Source organism: Methylomagnum ishizawai, from assembly GCF_900155475.1.
GTDB classification, from domain to species: Bacteria; Pseudomonadota; Gammaproteobacteria; order Methylococcales; family Methylococcaceae; genus Methylomagnum; species Methylomagnum ishizawai_A.
In genome coordinates this window covers 2,305,030-2,318,004 of record NZ_FXAM01000001.1, presented here as the reverse complement: position 1 = coordinate 2,318,004, position 12,975 = coordinate 2,305,030, and the positions used below count along the sequence as shown (strand labels likewise).

The window sequence follows — 12,975 nt, the reverse complement described above, 5'->3', positions numbered from 1 at the left end:
GACAATCGGCCCAGAACCCGCCCTATCATTCCACCGCTACGGTCCCGGCGTTGCCAAGCCGCCAGGGCTTGGCCTGGGTCATGGCGGTGGGTCCAGCCCGCGCCGCCGCCTATTCCAACCGGGTCAGCAACCCCAACTCGAACGGCAATTCCTCCATCTCGGCGGCGCTCAGCGCCCGGTTTTCCGGCAGGCGCTCCAATAACCGCAGCACCAGCGCCCGGTCGCCCGGTTGTAGTTCCACCCGGACGCGGTTCACCGGGATTCCGAGGCCCAGCCGGGCCGACAGGAACCGCGCCGCGCCTGCGTGGCCCAGCGCCGACACGAAACCCCCGGCCAGCAGCTCGCGGGCGGCGGATTCCGCCAGCGGTCCCTCGAACCGCCACAGGCCATAGCCGGTCAGCACCGGGGAATTGATGACGTAAATCAAGGCCATGGGGTGTGTCCTCCTGGGGCGGGTCCGCCCGGTTTCCGTCGCCTATATCCCATAACTCACATCGTAGACCCTGACACCGTAATCGTGGGTGCTGACGTATTGGATGCGCCGCCCCTCGGCCAGGGCGACGGCGGAACCGACGATGCTGGTGGTTTTCTGGCCTCCGGTGATGTCGATCAGGATGTCCTTGGCTTGCAGGCCATGGCCGCGCAGGTAGTCGTAGGCGTCGTCGGTGGCCGCCGCCAGCCGTTCCGAATCCCCCTCGAAATCCAGACCGCCCCGGTAGTCGCCGTCCGCCGAATGGCCGGGCGGGATTTGCCCGATGTCCACGCGCCGGAACCCGGCGGCGGGGAATAGCTCGGCCAGCAGTTCCCGGAACCGCGGCAGTTGTTCCGCGCTGCCCTTCGCGCCCTGCGAGGGGATGACCACCACATAGTCCAGCCGCCCGGCATGGTGGGCTATCGCTTCCACCGGCATCCGCCAACTGGCGCGTTCGTAGCGTTGGCGGAAGCCCGCCAAGTCCAGCTTTTCCCGTGCGGGGTCGGCCAGTTTGGCGGCGTGGTCGGCGTGCAGCACGCTGAGGTAGAGGATGAGTCCCCGGACGGGTTGGGGGCGTTCTTCCGTGACCACGGGCCGCAGCCGTTGCCGGGCCTTGCGGGCGGCCCGGATCAGCCAGCAAAGCAGGACCGGGAAGGCCAGGAATCCCAAGCCGAGGTGTATCCAGCCCAGCGCGTGCCGGTCGTCGAGCCAGGCCGTCAGCTCGAACAGGCTGCTGGCGAACAGGTTGAGGGCGGTCATGACCAGGGCGACCAGCACCACCGGCCAGGGCCGCCCGGAGGCGAACAGCTGGGACAGGATTTTGTGGGCCAGTTCGTCCCATAGGCCGGGGGCCGCGCTGGGGCGCTTTTGAGTTGCGGGCGTCATTGAAAACTCCGTGGATGAGGGAGGGAGCAAAACCGCCCAGCGCCGGTCGGTGGCGGTGGGCGGGGACGCGGCCAGTATAGGGACGGCACGCGGAGGGGGTGGGTTTCCCCAAGCTTGTGGTGCGGGAGTTTTTCTAGAGAGGTTTCTGTACGGAATCCGGCAAGGAATTCTGTTGTTTCAAACCCTTAGGCAAAGGGTCAATTCGGAAACGTGGTTTTCTTTGGTCTGGCAATCCATGGTCTGTTTCAAACCCTTCGACAAAGGGTCAATTCGGAAACAGGCAAATGATTTTGGATGTCCGGTATATGCAAGTTTCAAACCCTTCGACAAAGGGTCAATTCGGAAACCCATGAACTTGCAGCGACTCAAGGATTTGAGCGTTTCAAACCCTTCGACAAAGGGTCAATTCGGAAACAGTTGAGCAAGCAATTTTCCCAGCGGTACACCCCGTTTCAAACCCTTCGACAAAGGGTCAATTCGGAAACCGAGCAAAGCTGTTCCAGCACTGGGTATGAGTTTGTTTCAAACCCTTCGACAAAGGGTCAATTCGGAAACGAAAAGCATCACCGACCCGGAGATGGCGCGGAAGTTTCAAACCCTTAGACAAAGGGTCAATTCGGAAACGCGAAGCGAATCTATGGTCGCGTTTACTGTTCCGTTTCAAACCCTTCGACAAAGGGTCAATTCGGAAACTGCCGCCCCTGGAAGCCGCGCCGGGCGTGGCTTCCAGGGGCCGTTTGCGGCGCGGGCCGGGCATTTCCAGCCCCAAGTCCGCGCCGAATGGGCAAAATAGCCATTTTTCCCAATGGAATCAATCTTCTGCGCGGTTTCATAAAATCCGGTACTCCGCCGTCTCCAACAGGCCCGCCCCTCAAGAAATCGCCAGCCACGCGGCATAAGCCTTGATATCGATCATGGGCACGGTGGCGCTGGATTGTAGGCGGGAAATCAACTCGAACAGAAACGCCGTCGCGGGTTTTTCCTGGGGGGTCAGGTGATAGGCAGAGTCCTCCCGCCGGTAATCGAAGATGCCATGCGCGGCAACGCATCCCATATCCAGGCGCGAATCGGTGTCAGCCCTATCCAGCGCGGCGAGCAGCGGTTGGTCCAAGGCGGGTTTCCAATCGCTTTCAAACGCCAAGATACCCCCCAGGATCGGCACCAACGGCTTGGGCGGATAAGTGCCGCCCGCATGGGGTATGGGCAGGCTGGTCCGATGCAGGCGGCGGACGCTAGCGACTTTGGCTTGGGCATATTCGACGGTTTCGGCCTTGAGAATTTGTTTGGCTTCAAATACCCCATAAACGCTTTCCGCCGGGATGATTTTCTGTCCTTGATAATTGAAGATGAACGGCGAATATTGCCTATCGAAAACCACCACGTCTATTTGTTCGCTGAATTTCCCTTGACTATCGACGACATGGGCGCTAGCGGCTTGATAGCGCTGTGGCAAATAGGTTTGGAATAGCTCCAGCCAGATACTTTCGCTCGCATCCCCTTTGGCGACTGGATGGGCTAGCGAATCTCGGGATATGGCAAGACGGTTTTGTATATCTCGATGTAGGTTGGATAACAGTGCGGGTAGGGACCAATGGCTCATTTTTTACTCCGGTTTTTATAAAGCCTTATGGGATGGCTGGATTAGGCGGGTATGCCTACCGGCCCACTGTACTGGGCTGGCCCAGCCGCCGCAACACCGCCACCCGCCCATAGTGTGGAAACCAGCCCTCGGCCAGGAAGCGCCGCCCCTCCGGGCAGTCCCGCGCCGTGGCCGTGAGCAGGTAGTGGGGTGCCCGCCGGTATTCGTAACCGGCCAGCAGGCCCAGCCGGTCCAGGGTTTGGCCGAACTGGCAGAGGATGCCGATGTCCGCCGCCGGGTGTTGCCCGAGGTCCAGCCGGATCGCCGCGCCGGGCGGGCTGGCCAGGACCGCATCGAGCAAGGGCGCGATGGCATCGTGGTGTTCGCCCAGCATGAAGCCGGTGGTGGCCAGCAGCCGGGCGCTGTCGGAACCCCGCGCTTCCAGCACGACCCCATAGTCACCGAGCCGCCCGGCCAGCGCCTCGAAGGGCGTGGTCCGGGGTTCGGTCGGCGGGTTGGCGGTGGAGTCCGGCCCGGTCGTCGCTTCGGGTTCGGGGGTATGGGTGGGCGGGCGGAAGTAGGACGCGATTTTTTCGAGGGCGCTCAGAACGGCCATGGGGGGTTCTCCGTCGTTGGGAAAGGACGGAACCAGCCTATCCCAACGCCGGTGGCGTTTGCGGGTTCACAAGCTTGTGGTGGGGAAATTTCCCCTCCCGGACGCGGCGGGAGGGGATGGGAGCTTGAAAAGGTTAGGGTTTCAAACCCTTCAACAAAGGGCGAATCCGTCAACTCATCCTGACCGAATCCCTCGTGTTCGCCTCTGGTTTCAAACCCTTCGACAAAGGGCGAATCCGTCAACTTTTGACTACGGACGGCAAGATCATCGGTCCGTGTTTCAAACCCTTCGACAAAGGGCGAATCCGTCAACTTTTGACTACGGACGGCAAGATCATCGGTCCGTGTTTCAAACCCTTCGACAAAGGGCGAATCCGTCAACCTGGGGTTATTGCCGAACAAGTCCCCTGCGGAGTTTCAAACCCTTCGACAAAGGGCGAATCCGTCAACCCCTTGGAGTCATTATTCAATGGATTAACCAAGTTTCAAACCCTTCGACAAAGGGCGAATCCGTCAACGGAGGTTGCCAATCAACAAGCCGCGTTGCGTAGTTTCAAACCCTTCGACAAAGGGCGAATCCGTCAACAGTTTCGCGCATCGCGTTGCGATGTGCTCGGAGGTTTCAAACCCTTCGACAAAGGGCGAATCCGTCAACTCGTCAGAAGCTTGCTGACCAAATCACGCAGGAAGTGTTTCAAACCCTTCGACAAAGGGCGAATCCGTCAACGCGGAGGCGACGGGCGGCGCAAATCAATAAGGAAGTTTCAAACCCTTCGACAAAGGGCGAATCCGTCAACAAGATGATTTTTTTCCTACCGAAGATGGTTCAAAGTTTCAAACCCTTCGACAAAGGGCGAATCCGTCAACTTATCAACGATCCCGCTTCTGTGGCGGTAATCGTGTTTCAAACCCTTCGACAAAGGGCGAATCCGTCAACTGCCGCCCCTGGAAACCGCGCCGGGCGTGGCTTCCAGGGGCCGTTTGCGGCGCGAGCCGGGCATTTCCAGCCCCGGACCCGCGCCGGAGGGTCAAAATAGCCATTTTTCCCAATGGAATCAAGCTTCTGCGCTCTCTTCAAATCGGCCATAGCCCACGGCGGTTTTCGCCCCCGCGCCGACCCATTCCAACGCCCCGCGCAACCCATCGAACAGCGCTTTCAAGGCCTCGGCCTCCGGGACGTCCCCCGCCCCCCGGCGGCGCGGCGCGATGGCGAACAGCAACCGGATATCCCGCACCGCCAGGAACTTCACCGGCACCGGGTCGTGCCAGTCGGCGGGCACCCGCTCCGGCGGCAAGCGGCCTTTTTCGTCCAGTTCGATCTCCCCGCCTTCCTCATACCACTTGCCCATGTGCGGGGTCATCACATCCACCATCAGCGCGGGCGGCACCACCGGCACCGCGTCGAAAAACACGAATTCGCCCGCCGCCGCCTCGTCTTCCGGGCCGTCCAACTCCGGTCCGAACCAGCGTTCGATCAAACCGCCGTCCAAGTCCGTCCAGTGCGTGAAAAACCCCCGCAGCAAGCCCTTGACCCCGGCCCCGGCCAGATACGGCACGCCCAGCGTCGGATGCCACGCCAACCCATTTTCCAGGGGATGCGGCAGGCCCATCCCGGTCACGAAATTCCAGTCGGACCGGAACGCCTGGGTCCGTCCGCCCCGAGCCTTGACCAAGCGCTCCACACGGGCGCGATACGCCGCCAACCTCCGGGCCAAGGGTGCCGGATCGCGGGCGGAAGCCCGGACCAAGGCGTCCAACCATTGATCCTGCCGTGATTTCTCCCCTTTTTTGCCGCCGTTCTTGTCGATGGCGAGGACGCCTTCCCCGGCATCCCAGTGATAGGCGTTGAAAAAGCGGTCGAACCACAACCCGGCGTGGCCGTCGGGCCGTAATCCCGGCCTCGCTTCCGCCGCCTCCCGGTACAGCGGCAGGCCACCGATCAGGCTTATTCTTGGGGCGGGCATGGCGGTTCCTCCTCCCGTGGTTTGTCCTCGACCAGGAAGGCGTCGGCGAAGCGCTTGACCCAGCCCATATAGGCGATGGCCTCGGCCTGGGCCGACAGGTAGCGCTGCTGGTCGCCATCGACCAGCGCCGCCAGCAGCCGTTCCGGGGCGTTGTTCCCGTCGCCCTGGCCGTCGTGGCAGGGATTGCCCTCCGCCAACAGCCAAACCGCCAGCGTGCCGCAGAGGGCCCGGTAGCTGGGTTTCTCGCGCTTGCTCAGGTAGAAGGCGTAAGCCTGCCCCAACCCGTTGACGTGGATCATGTACGGCAAGCCCTGGGTATGGGCGCGGAACTCCTTGCGCTCCTTGGCGCCGAGTTTTGCCTGCGCGGCCCGGACCTGGGCCAGGGCGTGGCGGGCGCGTTGCTGTTGCATGGTTTGCATGGTCAACCCCGCCCGATGGTGACGACCCGGCACCAGCCCATGCCCACGGTCTCGTTGCCGCCGACCTGGAGGTATTCGTCGCCCGCGGGAAACAGGCTACGGGTGGCGTGGGCGAGGATATCCGCCGCCGTCAAGGTGGCCCCCTCCCGGCGCGAAGCCGCCGCCAGCAAACCCGTGTACAGCACGGTATCGGGCGGCAGGGTTTCCTCGTACCACAGGGCACCGTCGCGGACGGTCTTGCGTTCGCCCTCGATCCTGATATGCGCGGCCACGGCGGTGGCGAACCGCGCCAGATGGGTGAACAGGTCGTCGCCGACCACGGCCAGCCGTTGCCTTAAATCCGGCTTGGCCGGGTTGCCCCCCAGCAAGGGCGCGATGGCCCCGACCACCGGCTCCAACGTCTTGGATTCCGTCCGGGCCACGAAGCGGAATTCCTCCAGGAACAAGTCGCCGCCGTCCTGGCACACCACGGCTTCCAGCCGCTTCCCATCGTCCTTGGGCAGCGCTGCCTCCGCCAGCGCGAACGGTTCTTCGCCCAACAGCCGCCGCCGGTCCTGCCCGAAACGGCGCAACAGGGCCGGGCAAGTCACCCACTTGTAGAAGCCGGTGAGCGAGCGCACCGGCAACAGCAGCAAACGGGCGTCGGTGACGGCCAGGGCACCGCCATGATCGGACGGTTGCGGTGCCCCGTCCCCCTTCTCGGGCGTGGCTTCGGGACCGAACACATCGACGATCCAGCCGGTCCGGCGTTGATCCGGGTACAAATCCTCGGCGCGGGCACGCAACGCGCCCTTCATCGCCGAACCATACACGCAGGGCCAATCGGTATGGGCCTCGCGCTGGATGGGGAGGTCGATGAGGCCGAAGGTCTGGCCGGTCCCGGCGTGCAACGGGGTCTCGGCGAGTAGCCCAAGCAGGGCCGTGGTCTGGGGCATGGTTAGTTCTCCTGGGCGGTGGGATGGGACACAGGCAATGGGGACCGACGCCAGAGGCCGACCGCCAGTTCGCCGCGTCCGAGATGGATGTCTTCGCCAAGCTGGGCACCGTGCAGGGCGGAGATGGCGGCATTGAGCGAATCAATATTCTGGGAACCGGGCAAGGTGCAATACCACAGGCTCCCGGCGGGCAGCAGGCCGCGCACCCGGCGCGGGCGGTGCTTGGCCGGGTTCCAGCCGCCTTCGCGCTGGACCTTGCCGACCACCCCGGCATGGACGATCACCTCCATGCGGCCCGGCTTGCCGTGCTTCCAATAACGCAGCGTCCCGGCGGCCACGTCGCGGCCCTCGCGGGTCGCGAGCTTCAAACCCGGCGGCACCGGGGTGGGTCCGAATTGGCCGGGGGTCAGTAACAGCAGGATCAGGCCCAGGATTTGCCCGGCGGGTCCGTCCGCTTCCAACTCGGGCGACACGGCCTCGCCCGCCGCGATGGCGACCGGACCCAGCGGGGTGGGTGCCGTCCATTCCCGGACCTCGGCCAGCCGACCCTCGCCGCCCAGGCGCACCAATCCGCCCGGCCAAGGCGGGTCGCGGTCCGGGTCCGGCCAAGCCACCTCCATGAATAAACCGGCCCCGGCGTGCCGGGGGTCCGGGTCGGCGTGCAACCGGACATGGGTGCTGTTGTACAGAAGACCGTCGGCGGCGGTGCGCCGGGCGTTGTGGCGGGCCAATCCGATCCGGGGTTCCGGGGTGAACAGCGTCCCGGCCTGGAGGGGTTCGCCCGTCGGCAACCCGGTCCCGGCGAGGTAGGCCGCCAGTTGTTCCCCGGTCATCCAAGCCTGTTCCAACACCTTCGCCTCCCGGTCTTCGCGGGCGAGTTTGGGCAGGAATACTTGGCCCAGGTCGCAATGCACGGGCCGCAAAGGTAGGCTAAGGCGCACGAAGCGGCTTGCTTCCTTATGCCACAACAGGTCCAGCGGCATCGGATAAAGCTTCTGATAAGCCTGTTCCGGTTCCCCGTCTTGCGCCGCCGCCCGGTAGGCGAGATATGGCCCCCGGCACAGCGCCGCCATGAAGGGATCGTTCTCCCTGTCCGGGCTGCCCGCCTTGGCAGCTTCTGGATGCCGCGGCAGGAACCGGCGTTTTTCTGTTTGCAGATTGGGCACGTCCCCGTTCCGGGCCTGCCACAAGGCACCGGCCACGGTGCGGGCCGGGGGCGGGAACAGGCTACGCAGGTCGGTCCCGCCCACCGCGTCGAACGGCAGGGCGTCGCGGAAAAACCAGGTGTCCACCGGCTCGATGAGATAGGTCGTGGCGGTCATGCGGCGGCTCCCTGGCTGGCGAGGAAGCGCACCAGCAGCGCGGCGTCGGCGCGGGGGCTTCCAATGTCGATCAAACCTCCCTCCGGGCCGCGGGTTTGCGGCTGGCATTGCCGGAACAGGGCTTCGATGGCGGCACGGATCGCGGGCCGGGCTTCGCCGTCCCCGCGCAGGGCGGTATTGCCGCCCGAAGCCAGATAGTCCGCCATGAGCAAATCGACGATGGCCCTGTCGTCGAGGCCGAGGTCGGCCCGCTTGGGGCAATCGGGACCGTCCGGGTCCGGGGGTTCGGTCAGGAGGTCGAAAATATCCCGCATCCCGAACAGGAACTTGCTGCTAAGGCCGGTTGCCTGCGCCTGTTCCTGGGCGAAGCGCCGCGCCATGTGGCCGACCACCAAGCTTTCTTCCCCTTGTTCGTCCCGTGTCAGGGCCGTTTCCCAGGGCATGGCCCATTCCAAGGTCGCGCCGCCCGGCTTGACCACCCGCACCGCCAGGGCATCGCGCCCGCAACCGTCCTTGGCGATTTCATCAAGCAAATGATGGGCATCGCGCAAGACGCGGGTCAGGGGACAATGGACGTGGACGAATTGGATCGCCGCCGAAATCGAACAGGGAATGCGCTTTGCCGGATCGATCCCAAGCACCCGATGGGCTTCGCCGAAACATTCCAGGTAGTCCTGCCGAAGCTTGCGGGCGCATTCCAGGGCGCTGCGCACCGGCAGGAGCGCCAGCACATCGTCGCCGCCGGCGTAGACGAGGAAGCCATCATGCAAATCCACCGTGCCTTTATCGGGCAGGGCCACAGTGTCCACGGGCTTGTTGGAGCCAGAGACCCTAGCAGTGAACTTCTCCAGCGCCAAGGCGATTAGGCGCTCGCGCTTCTCGGCGGCTTGCCTCCTCGTTTTGGGATCGCCAGTCTCGGGCACGCCGTTGGAAAGAGACTTGCCCAGGTTGTCGCCGTCCATCAGCAGCAGGGCGTAGAACGGCGGCGGCGTACCCCGGCCCAGGCGGGCCAGGGCTTCGCGCATCGCGTTCTTCTCGGCGTCCCCCTTGCCCTTGAACTGGGAACCGTACAGGTCGGGGAAGAACACCGAGCCATCCAGGCGGGCCAGTTCCCACGCCTTGGACCCAGGGCGGGAGTCCAGGGCCGATTCGACGCAACGGATGCGGGTGCGCCATTCGTCGTGGTCGCCGGCCAGCGCCAAGCCATTTTCATAAAGCGCTTCCAACACCCCGTCCGCCACCTTGTCGTGATCGGCGATCAGGTCGGCGAGCCAAGGGACGGCGGCCATGAAGCCCACCGAAGGCACGCCGGTTTCGATACGCCAGCCGTACAGGGTCCAGCCACCGGGCATGGTGACACCTTGCAGCCGATGGAAATGGCGGTGGAAGCGCCGCTTGACGAAGGCGATGGCACAGAGCCGCTCGTCGTCCCGCAAGTCGCTGGTGCGGAGGTGGGCGCGGACCCTGGCCCAAAAATCCGGCCTTTCCCGCTCCGCTGCCGCCTGTTCCAAACCGTCCTTGGATTTGGGCGGCGGTTTGGCCCCGGAAAGCTCCTGCCACCCCTCCATCACGGCGCATTTGGCCCCGCTTTGCGGCGGCGGCAGGTAGGTCCGCCAATTCTTGCGCCGGTCCAGGAGGTCGCTTTCCAGGGGATCGCCGGTCAGGCACCAAGTCATCTCCCAGAATCCCCCGATCTGGTTGCGCCAGAGCCGTTCGATCTTGGGCCGGCCGGTTTTCGATTTCGAGCCGTCGTCGATTTTCCCCACCAATTCCGCCAAGTCTTCCCGCCACACGAGTTCCGCGAGCGCTTTCCAAGCCATCCACACCGCCACGTCAACCTGCTCCGGCGCGAATCCGGGGCCGACCTGGGCCTTGAAGCGGTTGGGCACACTGCCCTGCTGCGGCCCCCGTTGCTTCGCTCCACCCGTCAAGGCATCCCGGAACGCCAAGTCCAACCCCGGAAAGACAATCTTCCCGCCCTGCGCCTCGACCTCGCGCATCGCCACGGCGGACAGCCAGGACAAGAGGAACGACCCGGCCCAGAAGTCCCGCGTCCGCCGCGCCTGGGCGACGAAGGATTGCACCGGGCCTAGGGTGAAATGGAAATATTGAGCGTCTATCACTTGGGAAATCTCCACGGTGTGCCGAACCTATCGAGATAGTCTGTAATGCATTTCCAATCCGGCGTAGGTGTCACATTGCAAACCGCCCTTTTCTTGACGGAATATTCCAAGCGGTCCCCCGCAGGCAAAAAACAAGCAGGTATAACCATTTGTACCGCGCAGAATTTTCCAGCGCCGAACTTATGAATATGGATAAAAAACGGCGATGACCTCCGCGAACGGCCCTCCTTAGTCAGGACCATAATATGGTTCTTTTTGGAGTGTACTGGATTCAATTCAACGTTGGCGTTTACGCTGCTATAAAAATAATTGTGCGGCAACCCAAATACCATACGCCTAGGCGCTCGATATACTTTGTTGAGATTTGCGACTTTTAAAACCAGGTTATGGTCATCTTCAAAATTGCGCTTCGCTTTTTCTATCCTATAGCTTCTGTATAATTGGAAATCATCGCCAATGCGGCTTAGAGCATCCTGCCAACTCCTGGCACATCCCTTATAGCTCCCAGCGTGTATCGATATATCAACCCGGCTCTCCGGGCTAAACGCCGTAAATGGTGGAGATTCACCGTATGCTTTTCCAAATAGGCGTTCAACTTGTTTCATATAGCCATCCTCATCCGCAGGCACCATTTGTGGCTGTAATTCACCGTTAATTGCCAGCTTGCGGAGATTGACTGAACCTATCCCACGACGGGACCGACTGCCCAACCCTCCGAACATTCCGAGCGCACATAGGGAGTCTGCGATTTCCATCTGATATTTATCTGAACCTTTCTTGAACAGCAAATGGACATAAAAATTACCAAGTACCACGCCCCTCCGTATCCCCTCTTTTTGGAATAGACCCATCCCAAGCAGATATTGATAGCCCGGTGATATATTTTCATTTTCTGTAAACTTCAACGATTTTGGCCGTTGGGTGACTTTTATTAAAAACAATCCTTGGCCGTGATTTTGTTCGGAATCCATCGCTGCGCCAAACAACGCCGCTTCGGTTTGGTGCAATTCACGCAAAGCTTGAGCTTCGTTCCTCTCGCTGTTCCGGTAGAACTCTCCCCACCGCAAAGCCCGCCACCAGAACCGCAGCGCCCCTTTGATCGAAGGCGGGCGCAATTCGGCCCGGTCCTGGTCGGCACCGCCGATAAAGGCGGGCGTCACCAGCTCGAATTCGGCTTCGATGGTTTTCTTCTTGACCTCGAACATCTATTCCTCCCAATTGATACGGTCCATGGGCACCGCCAGCGCGTATTCGGACTCGCCGCGCTCGCCGGTCGCCAGGATGCCGTGGACCTGACGGGCCAGCGGTCCCAGGGCATCCTCAAGCTTGCCGTTGATCCGGCTACAGGTTTCATGGATGAATTTCCGGTCGAGCCGGGTCCGGCCCTCGAAGCGGTCCAGGACATCGTCGATGGCGAACTCGTCCCGGCCCAGCGCGCGCAACACCCGCGAATAGATGTCGAGGAACGCCCCGGCGTCGGCCTCGACGGCCCGCAGGGGAGGCTCGCCCGCCGCCTGCCGCTCGGCCAGCCAGCCATAGAACGCGAATTGGCGGGGTTCCAGGCGGACTTCCACCTCCCCGACCCGGACCGAACAACGGACGGGCAGGAGCGTCACCAAGGTGGGTAGCAGGTTGCGCTGGGTGGCCTCCACCACCTCGCCGAAACTGGCCCGGCCTTGGCGCAGCATCTTGGGAACCCCGTCCCGCAGGCGCACGAAGGGGATTTCGGCCAGCATGATGCGGGCCTCGTCGGTGCGGACCGGGCGCTGGTCGCGGGTGAAGATCACCCGTGGTTTGGGCGGGGGGTAATAGAATTCCTGGGTGGACTCGAAAGGATCGGACACGATGACATGCGACAGGCGATCCTGTGGCCGCCCGAACAGCGACAGCGCGTAGCCCGCATAGAACCCCATGGTCTTGCGCCCCCCGGCAATCGACACATGGAGCGAGCTGTCCGCGAATTCCGCCATCTGCCGTATCCGGTTGGCGATGAAATCCCCGGCCCCGTGGCTGTCCTCCTCAGTGGAAATATCCGGCAATGGCCGGTTGTCGCCGTCCGTGATGACATGGATATGTTCCCGCCCGAAATGGATTTGGCCGGTCAACCCATAGTCATCGCAGAACCGGTGGAAATATCCCTTGTCCGCGTCCAGCAAGGTCAGTTCCGCCCGCGACGCGCCTTCCCCTGTCGTCAACAAATGCACTTCGGTCGGGATGTACGGCACGGCACGCAGACGGGCCAGATAGTAGAGGGTTTCGGTCACCACCTGTGGCGTCAGGCCGGTGACCGCCAACAGGATGCGGCGGGGATAGGTTTCCGGCTGCGTGGGGGTCGCCTCGGTTGCGTTCATAACATGGCATCCTTCGTTTTCAAGTTGCCGTATTATGACCACAAACGAGACGCGGATGCAGGTCCACAAGCTTGTGGACCCGACGGGTTACAAGGACTGGACCGAACCGGGTGGACCGGTTTCCCCCCGCCTTGTCTTTGATTCCCATCCTCGTCTGGTTTGCCCGTTGGGCGGACAGTCGTTGCTCGCGGACGAGCAAGGCTTTCTCCCGGCGTAGCGAAACACCAGTCGTTCCCTTCGCCGTGCCGTGTTTTGAGGAAGCGGATGTAGCCCTTGATGGTGGGCACCAGGGCGTATTTGCCGTTCGCGC

General features: G+C 62.7%; 11 protein-coding genes and 2 CRISPR repeat arrays. All 11 genes read right to left on the bottom strand.

Annotated elements, in window-relative coordinates:
* Positions 1–109 precede the first annotated feature (109 nt).
* Entirely contained in the window at positions 110–433 is a 324-nt protein-coding gene (locus B9N93_RS10240) for an STIV orfB116 family protein (protein WP_085213317.1), read from the bottom strand.
* A gap of 42 nt (positions 434–475) precedes the next feature.
* Positions 476–1,357 (bottom strand): hypothetical protein, encoded by an 882-nt coding sequence (locus B9N93_RS10235; RefSeq protein ID WP_085213315.1) that lies wholly within the window; start codon positions 1,355–1,357, stop codon positions 476–478.
* Positions 1,358–1,531: 174 nt separating this feature from the next.
* Positions 1,532–2,050: a CRISPR direct-repeat array (repeat unit 36 nt; unit sequence GTTTCAAACCCTTCGACAAAGGGTCAATTCGGAAAC).
* A gap of 178 nt (positions 2,051–2,228) precedes the next feature.
* On the bottom strand, positions 2,229–2,957 hold the full coding sequence (locus tag B9N93_RS10230) for a DUF6602 domain-containing protein (protein WP_085213313.1): 729 nt from the start codon (positions 2,955–2,957) through the stop codon (positions 2,229–2,231).
* Positions 2,958–3,012: 55 nt separating this feature from the next.
* Entirely contained in the window at positions 3,013–3,552 is a 540-nt protein-coding gene (locus tag B9N93_RS10225) for a hypothetical protein (RefSeq protein WP_085213311.1), read from the bottom strand.
* Positions 3,553–3,690: 138 nt separating this feature from the next.
* Positions 3,691–4,488: direct repeats of the CRISPR family, unit length 36 nt; unit sequence GTTTCAAACCCTTCGACAAAGGGCGAATCCGTCAAC.
* Positions 4,489–4,606: 118 nt separating this feature from the next.
* Positions 4,607–5,515 carry a type III-B CRISPR module RAMP protein Cmr6 gene (gene cmr6, locus B9N93_RS10220; RefSeq protein ID WP_085213309.1) on the bottom strand — a complete coding sequence of 303 codons (909 nt, stop codon included), beginning with the start codon at positions 5,513–5,515 and terminating at the stop codon, positions 4,607–4,609.
* Entirely contained in the window at positions 5,497–5,934 is a 438-nt protein-coding gene (gene cmr5 / locus B9N93_RS10215) for a type III-B CRISPR module-associated protein Cmr5 (protein WP_085213307.1), read from the bottom strand. The genes cmr6 and cmr5 overlap by 19 nt, the downstream gene beginning before the upstream one ends.
* Positions 5,935–5,936: 2 nt before the next feature.
* Positions 5,937–6,869, bottom strand: a complete 933-nt coding sequence (gene cmr4 / locus B9N93_RS10210; protein ID WP_085213305.1) for a type III-B CRISPR module RAMP protein Cmr4 — start codon at positions 6,867–6,869, stop codon at positions 5,937–5,939.
* A 2-nt stretch (positions 6,870–6,871) separates the two neighbouring features.
* Positions 6,872–8,191 (bottom strand): type III-B CRISPR module-associated Cmr3 family protein, encoded by a 1,320-nt coding sequence (locus B9N93_RS10205; protein ID WP_176225214.1) that lies wholly within the window; start codon positions 8,189–8,191, stop codon positions 6,872–6,874.
* Complete coding sequence (gene cas10, locus B9N93_RS10200) at positions 8,188–10,314, bottom strand: type III-B CRISPR-associated protein Cas10/Cmr2 (RefSeq protein WP_176225213.1); 2,127 nt, start codon at positions 10,312–10,314, stop codon at positions 8,188–8,190. Before cas10 ends, B9N93_RS10205 begins: the two co-directional genes overlap by 4 nt.
* Complete coding sequence (cmr1, locus tag B9N93_RS10195) at positions 10,311–11,519, bottom strand: type III-B CRISPR module RAMP protein Cmr1 (RefSeq protein WP_085213300.1); 1,209 nt, start codon at positions 11,517–11,519, stop codon at positions 10,311–10,313. The genes cas10 and cmr1 overlap by 4 nt, the downstream gene beginning before the upstream one ends.
* Complete coding sequence (gene csm6 / locus B9N93_RS10190; RefSeq protein WP_085213298.1) at positions 11,520–12,665, bottom strand: CRISPR-associated ring nuclease Csm6; 1,146 nt, start codon at positions 12,663–12,665, stop codon at positions 11,520–11,522. It abuts the gene before it with no gap.
* Positions 12,666–12,975 lie beyond the last annotated feature (310 nt).

Bases quoted from the DNA above. Each gene is read 5' to 3' on its own strand.
- B9N93_RS10240 (WP_085213317.1), bottom strand. From the start codon at position 433: ATGGCCTTGATTTACGTCATCAATTCCCCGGTGCTGACCGGCTATGGC.
- B9N93_RS10235 (WP_085213315.1), bottom strand. From the start codon at position 1,357: ATGACGCCCGCAACTCAAAAGCGCCCCAGCGCGGCCCCCGGCCTATGG.
- B9N93_RS10230 (WP_085213313.1), bottom strand. From the start codon at position 2,957: ATGAGCCATTGGTCCCTACCCGCACTGTTATCCAACCTACATCGAGAT.
- B9N93_RS10225 (WP_085213311.1), bottom strand. From the start codon at position 3,552: ATGGCCGTTCTGAGCGCCCTCGAAAAAATCGCGTCCTACTTCCGCCCG.
- cmr6 (WP_085213309.1), bottom strand. From the start codon at position 5,515: ATGCCCGCCCCAAGAATAAGCCTGATCGGTGGCCTGCCGCTGTACCGG.
- cmr5 (WP_085213307.1), bottom strand. From the start codon at position 5,934: ATGCAAACCATGCAACAGCAACGCGCCCGCCACGCCCTGGCCCAGGTC.
- cmr4 (WP_085213305.1), bottom strand. From the start codon at position 6,869: ATGCCCCAGACCACGGCCCTGCTTGGGCTACTCGCCGAGACCCCGTTG.
- B9N93_RS10205 (WP_176225214.1), bottom strand. From the start codon at position 8,191: ATGACCGCCACGACCTATCTCATCGAGCCGGTGGACACCTGGTTTTTC.
- cmr1 (WP_085213300.1), bottom strand. From the start codon at position 11,519: ATGTTCGAGGTCAAGAAGAAAACCATCGAAGCCGAATTCGAGCTGGTG.
- csm6 (WP_085213298.1), bottom strand. From the start codon at position 12,665: ATGAACGCAACCGAGGCGACCCCCACGCAGCCGGAAACCTATCCCCGC.